The 16,554-nt window shown below is 64.0% G+C and carries 15 protein-coding genes; 10 read left to right on the forward strand and 5 right to left on the reverse strand.

Annotated elements, in window-relative coordinates:
* Position 1: 1 nt before the first annotated feature.
* From ACH79_RS16935 to ACH79_RS16945, 3 genes are read right to left on the reverse strand one after another with little or no spacing between them, the layout of a single operon-like run.
* Positions 2-1,771, reverse strand: a complete 1,770-nt coding sequence (locus tag ACH79_RS16935; RefSeq protein ID WP_161852002.1) for an ATP-binding cassette domain-containing protein — start codon at positions 1,769-1,771, stop codon at positions 2-4.
* A complete protein-coding gene (locus ACH79_RS16940; RefSeq protein ID WP_161852003.1) occupies positions 1,768-2,811 on the reverse strand; it encodes a branched-chain amino acid ABC transporter permease in 1,044 nt (347 codons plus the stop codon). Before ACH79_RS16940 ends, ACH79_RS16935 begins: the two co-directional genes overlap by 4 nt.
* A gap of 38 nt (positions 2,812-2,849) precedes the next feature.
* Entirely contained in the window at positions 2,850-3,998 is a 1,149-nt protein-coding gene (locus ACH79_RS16945) for an ABC transporter substrate-binding protein (protein WP_161852004.1), read from the reverse strand.
* Between the two features lie 139 nt (positions 3,999-4,137).
* Between ACH79_RS16945 and ACH79_RS16950 the strand changes: the two genes are divergently transcribed.
* From ACH79_RS16950 to ACH79_RS16980, 7 genes are all read left to right on the forward strand, one after another.
* Positions 4,138-4,962 (forward strand): alpha/beta fold hydrolase, encoded by an 825-nt coding sequence (locus tag ACH79_RS16950; protein WP_161852005.1) that lies wholly within the window; start codon positions 4,138-4,140, stop codon positions 4,960-4,962.
* A gap of 491 nt (positions 4,963-5,453) precedes the next feature.
* A complete protein-coding gene (locus ACH79_RS16955; RefSeq protein WP_161852006.1) occupies positions 5,454-6,248 on the forward strand; it encodes an aspartate/glutamate racemase family protein in 795 nt (264 codons plus the stop codon).
* A gap of 9 nt (positions 6,249-6,257) precedes the next feature.
* Positions 6,258-6,686, forward strand: a complete 429-nt coding sequence (locus tag ACH79_RS16960) for an organic hydroperoxide resistance protein (protein WP_161852007.1) — start codon at positions 6,258-6,260, stop codon at positions 6,684-6,686.
* 25 nt (positions 6,687-6,711) lie between these two features.
* Complete coding sequence (locus ACH79_RS16965; protein ID WP_161852008.1) at positions 6,712-7,890, forward strand: thiolase family protein; 1,179 nt, start codon at positions 6,712-6,714, stop codon at positions 7,888-7,890.
* The gene (locus ACH79_RS16970; RefSeq protein ID WP_161852009.1) at positions 7,887-9,128 is read left to right on the forward strand and encodes an SDR family NAD(P)-dependent oxidoreductase; all 1,242 of its coding nucleotides are present in this window, start codon (positions 7,887-7,889) and stop codon (positions 9,126-9,128) included. The genes ACH79_RS16965 and ACH79_RS16970 overlap by 4 nt, the downstream gene beginning before the upstream one ends.
* A gap of 29 nt (positions 9,129-9,157) precedes the next feature.
* Entirely contained in the window at positions 9,158-9,943 is a 786-nt protein-coding gene (locus ACH79_RS16975; RefSeq protein ID WP_161852010.1) for a cyclase family protein, read from the forward strand.
* Positions 9,944-9,970: 27 nt separating this feature from the next.
* On the forward strand, positions 9,971-11,128 hold the full coding sequence (locus tag ACH79_RS16980; protein ID WP_161852011.1) for an ABC transporter substrate-binding protein: 1,158 nt from the start codon (positions 9,971-9,973) through the stop codon (positions 11,126-11,128).
* A 118-nt stretch (positions 11,129-11,246) separates the two neighbouring features.
* On the opposite strand, the gene ACH79_RS16985 is transcribed toward ACH79_RS16980, so the two are convergent.
* Positions 11,247-12,869, reverse strand: a complete 1,623-nt coding sequence (locus ACH79_RS16985) for an AMP-binding protein (RefSeq protein WP_161852012.1) — start codon at positions 12,867-12,869, stop codon at positions 11,247-11,249.
* A 186-nt stretch (positions 12,870-13,055) separates the two neighbouring features.
* Here ACH79_RS16985 and ACH79_RS16990 point away from each other — a divergent pair, with 186 nt between their 5' ends.
* Complete coding sequence (locus tag ACH79_RS16990; protein ID WP_161852013.1) at positions 13,056-14,684, forward strand: ATP-dependent acyl-CoA ligase; 1,629 nt, start codon at positions 13,056-13,058, stop codon at positions 14,682-14,684.
* Between the two features lie 100 nt (positions 14,685-14,784).
* Here the strand turns inward: ACH79_RS16990 and ACH79_RS16995 are convergent, their stop codons facing one another.
* Positions 14,785-15,273 carry a MarR family winged helix-turn-helix transcriptional regulator gene (locus ACH79_RS16995; RefSeq protein WP_161852014.1) on the reverse strand — a complete coding sequence of 163 codons (489 nt, stop codon included), beginning with the start codon at positions 15,271-15,273 and terminating at the stop codon, positions 14,785-14,787.
* A gap of 381 nt (positions 15,274-15,654) precedes the next feature.
* On the opposite strand from ACH79_RS16995, the gene ACH79_RS17000 reads away from it, so the two are divergent.
* Entirely contained in the window at positions 15,655-16,173 is a 519-nt protein-coding gene (locus ACH79_RS17000; RefSeq protein ID WP_161852015.1) for a thioesterase family protein, read from the forward strand.
* 83 nt (positions 16,174-16,256) lie between these two features.
* A complete protein-coding gene (locus tag ACH79_RS17005) occupies positions 16,257-16,508 on the forward strand; it encodes a DUF3551 domain-containing protein (protein WP_161852016.1) in 252 nt (83 codons plus the stop codon).
* Positions 16,509-16,554: the final 46 nt, after the last annotated feature.

Here is a 16,554-nt window from a genome sequence, read left to right on the forward strand (position 1 = left end):
GTCACGCGACACCTCCGAGATAGGCTTCCTGGACCCGGGCATCGCTGCGGATCGCCGCCGGTTCGCCTTCGCAGAGCTTTGAGCCGAAATCGAGTACGACGATGCGGTCGACCAGCGACATGACGAATTCCATGTCGTGCTCGACCAAGAGGATGGTCAGGTGATCCGCGCGCAGCGACCGCAACAGCTCCGCAAGCTTCAGCTTCTCCTGGCGACGAAGGCCGGCGGCCGGCTCGTCGAGCACGAGCAGCGTCGGATCAGCGGCAAGCGCGCGGGCGATCTCGAGCACGCGCTGATTGCCGAGCGGCAGATTGCCGGCGAGCTCGAATGGTTTGTCGCCGAGCCCGACCCGTTCGAGCTGCTGCAGCGCTTCGTAGCGGGCGCTGGCCTCTTCCGCCTGGTTCAGGCGTAAGGCGCCGGCGAGCAGGCCGGTTTTGGTCCGCGAATAGGTGCCGAGCAGCACGTTGTCGAGCAGCGTCATGCGTGGGCGCAACTTGACGTGCTGGAAGGTGCGGGAGATGCCGGCGCGGGCGATGTGGAATTGCTGGTCGTGGGTGATCGAACGGCCCGCGAACGCGATCTCGCCGCTATTCGCGCGCAGCGCGCCGGTGAGCAGGTTGAACATCGTGGTCTTGCCGGCGCCATTCGGCCCGATCAGCCCGAGGATCTCGCCGGATTTCACTTCGAAGCTGACATTGTTGACGGCGACGAGACCGCCAAATCGGCGCTGCGCTTCGCGCACTTTAAGAAGGAGCGTGCCCGGCGCCGGTTTGTCACGGAGCGGCAACGGGTCAGCCACCTGCGGGCGGGACTGCTTGAGGTCAGGCAGAAAGCCTGCGAGGAACGGGACGATGCCCTGCCGGGCACGTTGCAGGAACAGGATGAACAGCGCCGAGAAAGCCACGATCTCGAGCTGGCCGGAGGCGCCCTTGGCGATCAGCGGCAGATAGTCCTGCACGGTGTTCTTCAGCAGCGTGACGATCGCGGCGCCAACCACGCCGCCCAGAATGCTGCCGGCGCCGCCGACCATCGCCATCATCAGATATTCGATACCCATGCCGGCTTCGAACGGTCCGGGGCTGACGAAACGGCCGAGATGGGCGTAGAGCCATCCAGACAGCGAGCCAAGGAACGCAGCGATGACGAACGTCACCAGCTTGATCTGGAACGCGCTGATCCCGAGGCTTTCGACCAGCGTATTGCCGCCGCGAAGCGCGCGCATCGCGCGGCCGATGCGCGAGTCGAGCAGGTTGTAGCAGACGAAAAGAACCGCCACGACAATAGCCCAGATCAGGAAATAGATCTGCCGGCTCTCGACCAAGGCGATCGGGCCGATCGAGATCGGCGGAATGCCCGAGATGCCGTTATGTTGACCGAGGCCATCGATGTTGCCGAACAGGAACGCGATTGCCAATCCCCAGGCGACCGTGCTCAGCGACAGGAAGTGACCGCCCAGGCGCAGCGTCACGAAGCCCAGGATCGCCGCGATGCTGCAAGTAAGAACGACGGCCAGTGCCAGTCCGAGCCATGGCGAATAGCCGTTCACCGCCGTGACCCACGCGGTCGAGTAAGCTGCGACGCCGACAAAGGCGGCCTGGCCGAACGACACAATACCGCCAACGCCGGTCAGCAGCGCCAGCCCGATTGCCGCAAGCGCGTAGATGCCGATGTAGTTCAGCAGGGTGATGCTGAACGGATTGAGCACGAAGGGCGCCGCCACGAGGCAGGCAATCGCCGCGGCAATGATGAGACGGATCTGCTGCAGTGTCATTCCTCGACTTCCTCTTCGGAATGCTGCGAGGCGAGCGAGCGCCAGAGCAGGATGGGGATCAGCAGCGAGAAGACGATGACGTCCTTTAACGTACTGCTCTGGAATGAGGCGAAACTCTCAATAATGCCGACGCCAAATGCGCCGAGCGCCGCGCCTGGATAGCTGGCCATGCCGCCGACGATGGCGCCGACAAAGGCTTTCAGGCCGAGCAGGAATCCGGAGTCATAGAAGATCGTGTTGACCGGTGCGATCAGGATGCCGGAGACGCCGGCCATCAATGATCCCAGCAAATAGGCGATGGTTCCGGCACGCGCAGGCCTGATACCCATCAGCCGGGCGCCGGTCCGGTTCAGGGCGGTGGCGCGCAGCGCCTTGCCGATCAGCGTGAAGTCGAAGAACAGAAACAGCAGGCCGCTGAACACCAGCGCGGCAGTGAGGATCAGCACCGTCTGTCCGGAAACGTGCACGCCGGCGATCTCGATCGCCATCGACGTCAGCGGCTCGGTCCTGACGCCTTCGGGGCCGAAGAACAGCAGGCCAAGTCCGACCAGCGCGAAATGCAGTGCGACCGAGACCGTCAGCAGCAACAGAACCGAGGCGTCCGCGATCGGGCGAAACACGATCCGGTCCAAGAGCGGCGAGATCGGCATGATCAAAAGCAGCGCCAGCACGATCCGGACCGGCATCGGGGGATTGAAGCGCATCGTCAGCCAAACGATGCCGACGACGATCAGCGGCAACACGAGATAGCCGAGCACGGCCTTCGGCACGGAGCGAAGCTCGCCGGCACGCGCCAGCGAGACGACCTCCATGACGCAGGCCATGCACGCCAGCACGACAACCAGGCCGACCGTGCCGGGAAGCTGCTTGGCATCGAGCGCCGCCAGCGTCAGTGCCGTGAAGGCGGCAATGTCGCCGAACGGAATGAAAATCACCCGCGTCACGGTGAAGATCAGCACGGTGCCGATCGCAACCAGGGCGTAGACCGCCCCGGTCGCAATTCCATCGATCGCAAGGATCGCTGCGATGTCTGCCGTCATGCCGTCGGCCGTCCTTCCGTGTTACCCGCAGGCACCGCTCAGGGTTGATAGGTCCAGGCGCCGTTGTTGAGGCGGACGATGACCAGGGCGCGCTCGTCCACGCCGTGATAGGCGCCGGGCTTGAAGTTGTAGACCGCGTGCACGCCCGAGAGCTCCTTGGTGTTGAGGATCTCGTCGCGCAGAGCTTTTCGGAATTCGACGGTGCCGGGTTTCGCGGTCTTCAGCGCACGCTCGGCGGCAGAGGTGAAGATCCTCCAGCCGTCGAAAGAATAGGCCGAGAAGCCGTCCGTGGTCGGGACATTGTTGGCCTTCAGGAAGGCAGCGCGGAACTCGAGCGCGAGCTTCTTGGCGAAATGGTCGTCGGGAAGCTGCTCGGCCACAATGACCGGGCCTGCCGAGACCTGAATGCCTTCAGCAGCCTTGCCGCCGACGCGCACGAAATCGGGATTGACCAGCGCGACCGTGCCGTAGGTCTTGCCCTTGAAGCCGCGTTCGCCGAGCGCAAGCAGCGGCAGCGCGCCCTGCGTGCCCGACCCGCCGATCAGCACGGCATCCGGACGCACGGCGAGAACTTTAAGGATCTGGCCCGTGACCGACGTATCGACGCGCGCATAACGCTCGTTGGTCAGTACCTTGATGCCGTCCTCGGTTTCCACCGCCTTGGCGCCGTTGTAGACGAGATCGCCCCAGGCATCAGAGAAACCGATATAGCCGATGTTCTTCATCGCATCGCGCTTCATGCGGTCGGCGACGACCTTGACCAGCAGCGAGGCGGGCTGCGGAACGGAAATGCCCCATTGGTCGGCCGGATTCGGCTGACCGATCACCGGGGAGACCGCGATCATCGGCACCTTCAATTCGGTTGCGACCGCCAGCATCGCAATGGTCGAGGGGGCGGTGGCGGTGCCGATCAGGAGGTCGACCTTCTCTTCCTCGATGAGCTTGCGCGCATTGCGGGTTGCGGCGGAGGGATCGGAGCCGTCGTCGAGCTGGATCAGCTTGATCTTCTCGCCGTTGACCTCGTTCTTGTATTCCATCGCCGCCTGGATGCCGCGGCCATACGGGATGCCGATCGAGGAGCCGGGTCCACTAAGCGACGTCACGAATCCGATCGTGATATCGGCCTGTGCGGTCGAGGCCGCGACCAGGCCGCCGATGAGTGCAGTCAAACTCAACATCTTGCGCATTGCATTCCCCTTGGTTGAAATCAGCCGCGACCTGAGCGAGATGTCAGCATGGATCGAGGTCGGACCAGCACGATCGATGCCGCGATTGTCGCCGAAAGCAAGCGTGGGCCTGGTGCCTGCATCCGGATGGAGCTACGAAATGAGCGCTACAAGAACTGGTTCCAGCGTCGAGCGTCGCTTTGTTACGACACCTCTTGGGCGCATCCATGTCGCCACGGCGGGAACTGGCTTTCCCATCCTCATGCTGCATCAGACGCCGCGCTCGTGGGACGAATACCGCGATGTGCTGCCGCTGCTCGGCCGCGATTTCCGTGCGATCGCGATGGACACGCTCGGCTTCGGAGATTCCGATCGGCCTGCCGGCGAACCTTCCATCGAATTGTGGGCACAGGGGGCGTTCGCGCTGCTCGATGCGCTGGAAGTGCCGCGCGCTGCCATCGTCGGCCATCACACCGGTGCGGCGATCGCGGTGGAAATGGCCGCGTCGGGGTCTGCGCGCGTCAGCGCGCTGGTGCTCTCGGCCTGTCCTTTCGTCGATGCGGCGCGCCGGGCCAAACATCACGCCATGCGGGTGATCGATGACGTCGAGACACGCACCGACGGCTCCCATCTCACCGAGCTCTGGGCGCGCCGGCAGCCGTTCTATCCCGCTGATGATACCGATCTGCTGCGGCGCTTCATGATTGACGCCCTGCGGGCCGGCGAGATGGCGGCGGAAGGCCACCGGGTGGTGAATCGCTATCGAATGGAGGACCGTCTGGGAAGCATCCAGTGTCCCACGCTGGTCATTGCTCCGACAGGCGATCCGCACGCTCATCCGGTGGCTCCAAAGGTCGCTGGAGCTATCGAGGGCAGTATCTTGCGCGAGCTCTCAGGAGGCATGGTGCCGCTTCCCGATCAGTTGCCGGAAGCTTTTGCTGGAATAGTCCGCGACTTCGTCGCCGCCAATGCAGCCAAGACATGAAACGGCGCGACCGACCGCGGCGAATGCGAACCCGCCCGTAACATTCGCTGTCCCGAGGTCGATGATCTCAGTCACGATTGAAGAGCCTTTATCAACGCAACCATCAACGCGACGTGCGTCTGCACGGCGCCCACTCCCTGTCAATTGTTTAAAGCCTAAAGTATTTCTCGGCCACAGGTCAATACGCCAGATTCGCGCCCCGCGGAAAAAATTTGCGGCACTGCGAGTGCCCGCGAAAGCTGAATTCGCTTGTGCAAAAGGGTGAGGCGCTATCTGCCTGTCCTTTCGGCAAACCGATCCTGTCGTGCGCAGCGTGCGCCCGTGCGCGGTTCAATTGACGCCAAAATTATTTTGTGGTTGAAATATTTCGGTCGAAGGGATGGCGTCGCTCTCCAACGCGCCTCCGCAACGACAGGCTCGTGCGTGTCGTTACCCTCGTGACCGCGAGGGGCGAGCCCCCGCACGCTCCGCCTGTGAACGGGATATCCGCTGTGCGCATCTTCTGGCAGAGCTTCGTCGACCAGGCTACGAGCGCGCCCTACATGACGCGGCTGGCGGCCTATCTGAACGAGATCGCGGCGCCCGGCACCAGCGTCCATGTCGAAGGCATCACGCCTGCCGATCGCGACTTCGGCCGGCTCAGCGAATTCCGCTGTGCGATCCAGGCAGTCGACAATGGGCTCGCGGCGCAGGAGGGCGGCTTCGATGCCTATGTCATGGGTCACTTCCAGGATCCCGGATTGTACGAGTTGCGCTCGGCGCTGACGATTCCAGTCATCGGCGCCGGCGAGGCTACGCTGCTGGCGGCCTCGCAGCTTGGCCGCCGCCTCGGCCTTGTCACGCTCGATAGCGCTTTCGAGGTCTGGCATTACGAGCAGGCCGATCGTTACGGACTTTCCGGCCGCGTGTCGCAGGTCGTCGGAATGGGCTGCCGGCCGGAGGATTTCAGCGCAGCATTCGCGGGCGATGCCGTGGCGAAGGCACGCATGCTGAGCGACTTTGCGGCCTGCGCGCAGCCGCTGGTCGATCGCGGAGCCGATGTCGTCATCCCGGCCGGCGTGTTGCCTGGTCTCCTGATTGCGAGCGAGCATGGGTTCAAGATCGGTCATGCGCCGGTGGTCAACTGCGCGGCGGTCGCGCTGAAGAGCGCCGAGATGTGGGTGCAGTTGCAGCGCCTCAACGGCACCGGGCCGAGCCGCGGGCCGAGCTTCGCGCTGGCCAACGACCGCGCGCGCCAGGATTTTCGCGCGCTTGTAGCGCGCACGCACAAGCCAAACAGCTCTTGAGGACACGACATGCTGCAGCCAGACAAGATTCTGTATGAAGCCGAGGTCACGGCAACCGGCGGACGCGACGGCAAGGCCGCGAGCGATGACGGGTTGTTGTCGGTGTCACTGTCGCTGCCGAAATCGTTGGGTGGTCCGGGCGGACCAGGAACCAATCCGGAGCAGCTTTTCGCCGCTGGCTATGCCGCATGCTTCCTCGGCGCGGTAAAGCTGGTCGCGCGTACCCGCAAGATCACGCCGTCGGCGGAACCGACCGTCACCGCCAAGGTGGGCATGGGCCCGGTCGAGGTCGGCTATGCGCTGACGGTCGAACTGAAGGTGCAACTCCCCGGGCTGGAGAAAGCCGTCGCCGAGGAAGTCGTGGCCGGCGCGCATGAGCGCTGCCCTTATTCCAACGCGACGCGCGGCAATATCGACGTCAAGCTGACCGTGCTCTGAACGGCTCACAGGAACCGGCGGTCCGATGCAGAATTCCATCCGCACACCTTATGACCGGGTCGTGATGGCAGTTCCGGTGACGATTCCTTACGTGCGTTACTCGATCGAGAGCGCGCAGTGGTGGATCGGCCGCGCACTGAAGGCGCTGGTGGATGGTGCCGGGATCACGCCGCGCGACATCGACGGGTTCTGTGTCTCGAGTTTCACGGCGGGACTCGATAGCGGGATTGGTCTCACCCAGCATTTCGGCCTCTGCGTGCGATGGGTCGACACCATTCCGCTCGGCGGCGCCAGCGCGATTGCCGCGCTCCGCCGTGCCGCGCGGGCGGTGCAGGCGAACGACGCCCGCATCGTGGCCTGCGTCGCCGGTGACACCAACCACGTCGATTCCTTCCGCTACACGCTGGAGAATTTTTCGCGCTTCAACCAGGATGCCGTCTATCCCTATGGCGCCGGCGGGGCCAATGCGAGCTTTGCGCTGATCGCGCGCAACTACATGCGGACGTTCGGGGCAAAGCGCGAGGACTTCGGCAGGATCGCGGTTGCCCAGCGCAGCAATGCGCTTCGCAATCCCCATGCCCTGATGAAGGCGCCGCTGACCATCGAGCAATACATGTCGGCGCGGCCGATTGCCGACCCGATCCATTTGTTCGACTGCGTGATGCCGTGTGCCGGTGCGGAGGCTTTCCTCGTCATGAGCGAGGACGTCGCTGCATCGCTGAACCTGCCCGCCGTCAAAATCCTCGCCACCATCGAGCGCCACAACGCGTTCGGCGACGATCCCGTTCAGGTGCGCGGCGGCTGGGCGATGGACGTCGACGAGCTCTATGCGATGGCCGGGGTCAAGCCTGACGATCTCGATTTCGTCCAGACCTACGACGATTACCCTGTCATCTCGATGATGCAGTTCGAGGATCTCGGCTTCTGCAAGAAGGGCGAGGGGCCGGATTTCGTGCGGCAGCATGATCTGACGATCGACGGCAGTTTCCCGCACAACACTTCCGGTGGCCAGCTCTCGGTCGGGCAGGCCGGCGCAGGCGGCGCCTATCTCGGGGTGGTCGAGGCGATGCGACAGGTGCTCGGGCAGGCCGGTCCGACGCAGGTGAGGGATGCCCGCATCGGGTTGGCGTCGGGCTTCGGAATGATCAATTATGATCGCGGCCTCGCTTCGGGCGCGGCGATCCTCGCGGGAGCGGGCTCATGATCGAACCGATCGCAAAGCCGCGCCGGAAGAACCCGCTATTGCGGACGCGGCTGCCGACGTCGCCGCCGCGCGCGCGCAGCCGCGCGTCGCACGGCTTTACGCGGGCCGCCGCCGAGGGCCGCTTCATGCTGCAGCGCTGCGGCGCCTGCGAAACGTTCTGCTATCCGGCGCGCGATGCGTGCCCCAAGTGCCTTTCTGCCGATCTCGTCTTCGCGGATGCGCCGCGGCGCGGCACGCTTTTGTCCGAAACCACGCTGCATATCCCGGCCGACGTGCATTTCCGCGAGCGAGCGCCATGGCGCGTCGGCCTGGTCGCGATGGAATGCGGGCCGACCCTCGTGACGCATTTGCATGCCGATTGCGAAGAGGGCAAGCCGGTCGTGATGTCGTTTCAACTGGACAAGAGCGGGCAGGCCGTGGCCTTCGCCCATCCGGAACGGGAGACATCCAACATGACGGATGACAGGCAGTGGCGTGAGATGACGGCCGATCCGAAATTCCGGCGCGTTCTGGTGACGAATGGGCGGAGCATCGTCGGCCAGGAAGTGGTGGCAGCGTTGAAGGCAGCCGGCGCCTCGATTGTGTTTGTCGGCGTCGCTGAACCGTGGAAGCCGTTCCGCGGCGAGGATGCGTTGCGGGCGCTGGAGGGCGTCGAAATCGTGCCGCTCGATATCGGCGACGAGAAGTCGGTTGCCGATCTGGCGGCCGATATCGGCGGCAAGGTCGACATCCTCGTCAATACCACCGAGCATGTCCGTTCCGGCGGGCTGCTCGATCGTCAAGGCACCAGCGTCGTGCGCGACGAGATCGACCAGACCTATCTCGGCTTCGTGCATCTGGCGCAGGCGTTCGGGCCGGCGATGCGGATGCGGGGCTCCGATGGCGTCAACAGCGCCGCCGCCTGGGTCAACATCCTGTCGGTCTATGCGCTGGCGAACTGGCCAATATTCGGTGCGTATTCGGCCTCGCAGGCGGCTTCGCTCTCGCTGTCGCACTCCTTGCGCGCGGAGCTTCGGCCCGGTGGCGTCAAGGTGGTGAACGTGTTCACGGGCCCGCTCGATATCGAATGGTTCCAGACCGTGCCACCGCCGAAGGTCGCGCCGCGCGTGGTCGCGAGCGCGATTGTCTCGGCGCTCAAGCGCGGCCTTGAAGACGTGTTCGTAGGCGACGTCGCCGAGGACATTCGCCAGCGTCTTGCGGCCAATCCCAAGGCGGTCGAGCGTGAACTTGGGGCGTAAGTGGGTTTGCTGAAAGCGGGAGAAGCGCAATGGACAGCAACAGTCTCATGCAGTTTGCCGGCGCGGTTGCATCCGGCGTGGTGCACGTCGTCGATCTGACCTTCACGCTCAGTCCCGATTTTCCGGTCATCGTGCTGCCGCCCGAGTTCGGTCAGGCTGCGCCGGTCCGCATCCAGCAGATTTCGCGTTACGACGCCGGCGGTCCTGCCTGGTACTGGAACAACCTCACCTTCGGCGAACACACCGGCACGCATTTCGACGCACCGATCCACTGGTTCACGGGCAAGGATCTGCCGAACAATGCGGTCGACACGTTGCCAGTGCGCGACATGATCGCGCCGGCCTGCGTGATCGATTGTTCGGCAGAGGCCGCAATGGATGCGGATTTCCTTTTGACGATTCCGGTCGTCGAGGCCTGGGAAAAACGCCACGGACGGATTCCCGAGCGCCATTGGGTGCTGCTGCGCACCGACTGGTCGAAGAAGGGCTGGCGCGACTATGCCAATCTGAAGGACGACGGCGCGCATACGCCGGGACCGGATGCCGCCGTGATGCGCTGGCTGGTCGAGGAGCGTGGCGTCATCGGCTTCGGCACCGAAACGATCGGGACCGATGCCGGCCAGGCCGGTCATCTCGATCCGCCCTATCCGGCGCACCATTTCCTGCACGGTGGCGGGCGCTACGGCCTGCAATGCCTGTGCAATCTCGATCAGCTTCCGCCGACTGGTGCCGTGATCGTTGCCGCGCCGCTAAAAATCCAGAACGGCTCCGGCAGTCCGCTGCGGGTCCTTGCGCTGGTGCCCGGGCAGGGTTGAGCTCTTTCATCGACATCGAGTGACATCATGAAAAAGAAAACTATCTTGTTGATCGGTGCCGCGTTCCTGCTCGGCGCCTCTGCGCCGGCGCGTGCCGAAATTCTCGTCGGCTTCGTCACCGGCCTGAGCGGACCGGTGTCCTCGATCGGCGTGCCGAATGCCAAGGGGCTCGCCGCAGGCCAAACGTATATCGGCGAGATCGATGGCGAGAAAGTTCGCGTCATCCAGCTCGACGACGGCTCGGATCCGGCTGCGTCGACGCGTAATGCGCGCAAGCTGGTCGAGCAGGAAAAGGTCGACTTTCTGATCGGTACATCAGGCGCGCCGCAGACGCTGGCGATGGCGACGGCTGCGATCGAGATGAAGGTGCCGATGGTGGCGGTCTCGCCGATCGCGCCGGTACCGGCCGGGGAGGGCGGGCCGTGGGTGGTGCAAACACCGCAACCGACGCCGCTGCTCGTCCAGGGCATCGTCGATCACATGAAGAGCCGCAACGTGAAGACCGTGGCCTTCATCGGCTTCTCCGACGCTTTCGGCGACCTGATGTACAACTCGCTGCTGCAAAGCGCCGAGAAGGCCGGGATCAAGGTGATCGCCAACGAGCGCTATGCGCGCTCCGACAACTCGGTCACCGCGCAGGTGCTGCGTGCGGTTTCCCTGCGTCCCGATGCGATCATGCTGGGCGGCACTGGAACGCCCGGCGCGCTGCCGGTGATTGCGCTGGCGGAGCGCGGTTACAGGGGGCCGCTCTACGGCAATCACGGCATGATCAGCGCCGACTTTCTGCGGCTTGCCGGCAAATCGGCGGAGGGAATCATCTGTCCGACCGGACCTGTGACCGCAGGCGAACAGCTTCCCGAGAGCAATCCGATTCGCAAGATCGCGCTCGCATTCCGCGCCGCTTACGAGAAGGCCAATGGTGAGGCGCCGGCCGATGCGTTCTCGCCCTATGCCTTCGATGGCTGGCTGGTGTTCATGGACGCCGCCAAGCGCGCCAAGGCATCAGGTGCCGCACCTGGAACGCCGGCGTTCCGCACCGCGCTGCGCGAGGCGCTGTTTACGACCAAGGATGTGGTCGGCGCGCACGGCATCTACAGCTACACGCCGGCCGACCGGCACGGCGTCGACGACCGCGCGCGCATCCTGGTCCAGATTGAAAACGGCAAATACAAGCTGCTGCCGTAGAGCGCGATGACTTCTCTTCGATTCGTCATCTCGCTCTACGTTTATCATTTGAGCATGATCTTCTCGGAAAACCGGTTCCCACTTTTCCGGATCATGCTCTGACGGCAGCAGTCGTGGCTCAGGCGTGGCGCAGCTTCGCCTTGAGCGCGCGCATGTCGATCGCTCGATTGGCGCTGACGGCTTCGGCCGCGAGCGTCTTGATCTCGCCCCGGGCGAGTTTCCGCGTCGAGGACAGCGGCAATTCATCGATGATGGCGATGTAGCCGGGCACCTTGTAATAGGCGAGGCGTTCGGCGCAAGTCTTGACGATCGAGGCTGCAAGCTCCGCGGCATCGTCGACTTCAGCGTTCGGCACGATGAACGCGAACACCTCTTCGCCGCGGATGTCGTCGGGAACCGGCGTCACCGCGCAGCCGCCAATGCGCGTGTCCATATGGAGCGCGCTTTCGACCTCGAGCACCCCGATGTTCTCGCCGCTGCGTCTTACGATAGTCTTCTTGCGATCGAAGAAGTACATCAGCCCGTCTTCGTCGGCGAACACGAGGTCGCCGGTATGGAACCAGCCACCTTGCCATGCCGCTTCGGTGGCTTCCTCGTCCTTCAGGTAACCACTGAAGAATCCGGCCCGGCCGTCATCGCCTTTGGCGCGGACCAGCAATTCGCCGGGTTTGCCGAGTGCGACATCGGCGCCCTGATCGTCGACGAGGCGATATTCCATGCCTTCAGACGGCCGGCCGACGCAGCGCGCGCCGAAGCCTGCCGGCTCGCGCGAAGTGGTGGTGGCCGCCGCCCCGCCGGTCTCGGTCATCGCCCAGGCCTCGACGATCGGGATGCGATAGCGCTCCTCGAAGGTCGCGCGATGGCGGACATCGACGCCGGGCGCGAACGCGAAGCGCACGCGATGCTGCCGTTCGACCTCGGTCACCGGCAGTTGCAGCAGGATGGCGGGAATGACGCCGAGACAATGCACGACGGTGGCGCCGCTGTCGGCCACGCACTGCCACCAGCGGTTGGCGTGAAAGCGGTCAAGCGGCACTACGGCGCCACCGAGCACCATCATGCCGACCGCGCTGCAGCCGAGCGCGTTCATGTGAAACATCGGCAGCGGCGTCAGGTTGATCTCGCGGTCCGGCTGCAGTTCGGCCACGCCGCCCTGCCCGAGGTACCAGTCCGCGACCTGCAGGAAATAGCGGTTCGACAGCATGCAGCCCTTCGGCTTGCCGGTGCTGCCTGAAGTGAACAGCAGTGCGCATTCGCCGTTGAATTCGGGGCTTTGGGCGCTGACGTCGGTCTGGCACGGTGGAATGCGGCTATCGGTATCGATCAGGCGGGCGCGCCCGAGCGCCGCGTTTTTCGTCACATGGATACGGTCAGGTGTTGCAGCCAGCAGGTCGGCCTGCGACAGCTCGAGCTGGAAGGACAATTCGTCGGGCCGAACGTCGGGATTGATCGGAACGATCGAAACCCCGAGCGCGTTGAGCGCGAGCCAATGCAGGAAAAAGACCGGGCGGTTTTCCAGCAGCAAGGCAACCCGCGCCCCACGTCCATAGCCGGCGGCCGCGTATTCGGCCTGAAGCCGGTCGACCTCGGTCTTGAACGCGCCATATTCGATCCTGAATCCTTCCGGTGCGTAGGGCAATTGCGCACTCGCAGGCGCCAGCAGGAATGGCGCGTCCGGCCGTCTCATGGCGGAGGCCGCGAAGGCGTCGGATGGCGATCGATAGGGAGTGTCGAGGCTCATTGCGGACGTCGCTCCTGTTCCTGCCGCCGCACGGGTGGTGGCCGGAAGTCCGCACGCAGCCCCTTGCTGCGGCGGTCTTCGTCGAATACTTTAAGCCTAAACTATCTTGCTGGCCAAGGGCGATCTATCGCAGACCAGCCCGGCGAAGCCCGAAGATTGGCCTTGGAAGCTGCCTTGGAGGTGCGGATGCAGGTGGGTAATGGCAGCACGGCCGGTCAGCGGCGGGGTGGATCGATCTGGCCTCAGGCGGCCGAGCGTTTTGCGCCGCAGGACCGGATTCTCTCGACCATTTTGACGCGGCAGGCCGCGCAATACCGCGATCGCACACTGTTCGTCTTTGGCGAAACACGGTGGAGCTATACCGAAACGGCGTCGATCGCCGCTGCATCGGCTGGCCGCCTGATAAGGGCCGGAATTCGCGCAGGCGACCGCGTCGCGCTGATGTGCTCGAACCGGCCGGAGTTCCTGGAAGTCTATCTCGGCTGCGCCTGGATGGGCGCCGTGACGGTGCCGATCAATACCGCGCTGCGCGGCATCCAGCTCAGTCACATCCTGCGCAACGCCACGCCGAAGCTGCTGGTGCTTGAGTCGTGCTTTATGCCGGCGATCGAAACCCTGGACAGCGACGTCGCGCCGCCGGACCTTGTCTGGACGATCGGCGAAGCCGCCGCGTCTCCGGCTTCGCCATTGCCTGCGCTCGGCGAGGCGGCTCCGCCCGCGCCGGTGCGGCCTGACGATACGGTCGCGATCCTCTATACGTCGGGCACCACGGGGCCTTCCAAGGGGGTCTGCTGCCCGCAGGCGCAGATGTTCTGGTGGGGCGTCTATTCGGCGCGCGCGCTCGGGATCGTGGAAGGCGATGTGCTGTTCACGACGCTGCCGCTGTTTCACACCAATGCGCTGAACGCGTTTTATCAGGCGCTCCTCAACGGATGCACCTATGTGCTCGAGCCGAAATTCTCCGCTTCCGGCTTCTGGGCCGCGGCGCGGCGGCATCAGGCGACGGTCGGCTATCTCCTCGGCGCAATGGCCGTGATGCTGCTGGCGCAGCCCCCATCAGCGAACGACACCGCGCATTTCGTGCGCGTAGCGCTCGGTGGCGGCGTTCCCGGCCAGTTTCATGGTCCGTTTCTCGAACGCTTCGGCGTGCCGCTGCTCGACGGCTACGGCTCGACCGAGACGAATTTCGTATTCGCGGGCACGATCCCGTCCGATCGCCCCGGCACCCTGGGCTATCTCGTCGATGGCGTTGAGGCCTGCATCGCCGGTCCCGACGACGAACCTCTCCCAGACGGCGAGGCCGGCGAACTGCTGCTGCGCGCGCACGAACCGCTCGTGTTCGCGACGGGGTATTTCGAAATGCCGGACAAGACGGCAGAAGCCTGGCGAAATCGGTGGTTTCACACCGGCGACCGTGTCGTGCGCGATGCGGACGGCCACTATCGTTTCGTCGACCGGATGAAGGATTCGATCCGCCGGCGCGGCGAGAACGTTTCGTCCTGGGAGGTGGAGCAGGTGCTGCTGAAGCATCCGGCGATCGCGGCCTGCGCGATCTATCCGCTGCCGTCCGAACTCGGCGAAGACGAGGTTGCGGCGGCCATCCAACTCGAAGCCGGCCATGCGCTTGAGCCGATTGATATCGTCAGGCATTGCGAAGGCAAGATGGCCTATTTTGCGGTTCCGCGGTTTGTCCGGATCGTCACCGAGATGCCGCTGACCGAGAACGGCAAGATACGGAAGGTCGCGCTCCGCGAGGCCGGCAGGACGCCCGACACCTGGGACTGCGATGCCGCCGGCTACAAGCCGCGCCGCTAGAGCCCCGTTCCGATGGAATCGGAACGGGTCTCTAGATTTTTGATTTGACGCGTTTTCTTGACGCGAACCGGTGTCCGCTTCGCTGGAAAACGCTTTCGAATCAGGCGCGGGATTGTTCCGTTGCGCGCTTCACGGCGTTCTTCAGGTCGTCGAGCTCCCTGACCAATCCGTCGAGCCGCGCTTTCGGAAATTCGGCAAGCAGTGAAGCCAGCCACAGGCTGTGTTTCTTTGCCATCCGTCTGAACGCTCTCCTGCCTTCGGCCGTCATGCAGACGATCTGCACGCGGCGGTCGAGCGGCGAGGGCGACCGCGTGATAAGGCCGTCTTCGACCAGGCGATCCACGATCGGCGTCAGATTTCCGGCCGTGACCATCAACCGCTTCGGCAGTTCACCCAGCACGAGCCCGACCGGTTCACGATCGAGCTGCGCCAGCACGTCAAAGCGCGGCATCGTGAAGTCGAACTCTTCGCGGAACTGGCGCCGTAGCTCCGCGCCGATCAACGACGTGCAGGCCAGGAGGCGAAGCCATACCCTGACCTGGGTGCGATTGTCCGCGTCCTCGCCGGTGATGTTCTCTTCATCGATCAAGCGCGAGCTCCTTGCCGGCCATCAATCTATCTCCCGACGTTTCCGTTGTGCAGCCGTGCGGGCCGGCGTCAAAGGTTCCGGAGTGCAATTCCTTTAGGACCAAATCAACTGTCGACATGAGTGGGCCGAACGATACCGTCCTCGGCGTTGGCAGTCCGTATCGTCCGCGACCGTAACGGAGTATGCCATCACGGGGCAAGCGGCTCATCCTGTTCGCCCGCAGGAAATGGCCTGAATTCGGTGAGAATGCCGCCCTGCGCTCCAGCCTTGGAATCACCCATCGGGGGCGGGACACAGTGTACGAAGGCTTCAATACTCGACTTTACCAGCCGGCCCGGATATGGAAAAATACTTTATACCTAAACTAAATGAGCTCGGTGTATGGCCCGCTTTGAACCTCTGACGCTCTCCGAACTGCCTGATGGCATCTGGCGCACGCGCCTGCCAGTGCGCTTCGGCTCCTGCGATCCGGCCGGAATCGTCTACACGCCGGAATATCTCAACCTGTTCAATGGCGTGATCGAGGATTGGTACGGCGAGGCGCTGGGACTTCCCTATCATGAGCTGGTCGGAATACGGCGGACCGGGCTTGGCTATGCCCACGTCTCGGCGGATTTCGCCAAGCCCAGCAGGATGGGAGAGGTCCTCGACGTCGCGGTGATTGTGCGCGCGATCGGACGCACCTCGGTGAAGCTGACGGTTCACGCGTTCAAGGATGGTTCCGAGTGCGTACGCGCCACCTTCGTAACCGTGACGACGTCGCTGGTGGATCACAAATCGATTGCGTTGCCTGACGACGTGCGCCTCGCGCTGAAAAATTATCAGGCGAGTTGCGGTGGTGCGGCGAGCATTGCCTCGACAAACCTAAAGTATGGACCGAGCAGCAGCCTGCCGGCGTGACTGCCTTATAGCGTGACTGCCTTATGAAGTGGCGCGCGACGGCCTTGTGCGTATGGTAAGCTCTTTCTCGGAAGGAGCGCTCAATGCGCGTATTGGCAACGATTTTGACGATCGCCACGGCGTTGGTGGCCTTGCCCGCGCGCGCCCAGACCTATGATCCAAACTACCCAGTTTGCCTGCAAACCTACGCCATTGGCGGAGGCAGTATTGATTGCAGCTTTACTTCGCTGCCGCAATGCGCAGCGTCCGCATCGGGCCGCGCGGCGCAGTGCCTGAACAATCCATATTTCGCGCAGGGTGACAGGAAACTGCCTCGGCATCGTGGCGTTTACTAGAGGCGGCTGCATCGGCTTGCTTCGGAGGTGCCAATTTTGCCCACGC

The organism is Bradyrhizobium sp. CCBAU 051011 (assembly GCF_009930815.1).
Classification (GTDB): domain Bacteria; phylum Pseudomonadota; class Alphaproteobacteria; order Rhizobiales; family Xanthobacteraceae; genus Bradyrhizobium.

Coding starts and splice junctions, on each gene's coding strand:
- ACH79_RS16935 (WP_161852002.1), bottom strand. CDS start 1,771: ATGACACTGCAGCAGATCCGTCTCATCATTGCCGCGGCGATTGCCTGC.
- ACH79_RS16940 (WP_161852003.1), bottom strand. CDS start 2,811: ATGACGGCAGACATCGCAGCGATCCTTGCGATCGATGGAATTGCGACC.
- ACH79_RS16945 (WP_161852004.1), bottom strand. CDS start 3,998: ATGCGCAAGATGTTGAGTTTGACTGCACTCATCGGCGGCCTGGTCGCG.
- ACH79_RS16950 (WP_161852005.1), top strand. CDS start 4,138: ATGAGCGCTACAAGAACTGGTTCCAGCGTCGAGCGTCGCTTTGTTACG.
- ACH79_RS16960 (WP_161852007.1), top strand. CDS start 6,258: ATGCTGCAGCCAGACAAGATTCTGTATGAAGCCGAGGTCACGGCAACC.
- ACH79_RS16965 (WP_161852008.1), top strand. CDS start 6,712: ATGCAGAATTCCATCCGCACACCTTATGACCGGGTCGTGATGGCAGTT.
- ACH79_RS16970 (WP_161852009.1), top strand. CDS start 7,887: ATGATCGAACCGATCGCAAAGCCGCGCCGGAAGAACCCGCTATTGCGG.
- ACH79_RS16975 (WP_161852010.1), top strand. CDS start 9,158: ATGGACAGCAACAGTCTCATGCAGTTTGCCGGCGCGGTTGCATCCGGC.
- ACH79_RS16980 (WP_161852011.1), top strand. CDS start 9,971: ATGAAAAAGAAAACTATCTTGTTGATCGGTGCCGCGTTCCTGCTCGGC.
- ACH79_RS16985 (WP_161852012.1), bottom strand. CDS start 12,869: ATGAGCCTCGACACTCCCTATCGATCGCCATCCGACGCCTTCGCGGCC.
- ACH79_RS16990 (WP_161852013.1), top strand. CDS start 13,056: ATGCAGGTGGGTAATGGCAGCACGGCCGGTCAGCGGCGGGGTGGATCG.
- ACH79_RS17000 (WP_161852015.1), top strand. CDS start 15,655: ATGGCCCGCTTTGAACCTCTGACGCTCTCCGAACTGCCTGATGGCATC.
- ACH79_RS17005 (WP_161852016.1), top strand. CDS start 16,257: ATGCGCGTATTGGCAACGATTTTGACGATCGCCACGGCGTTGGTGGCC.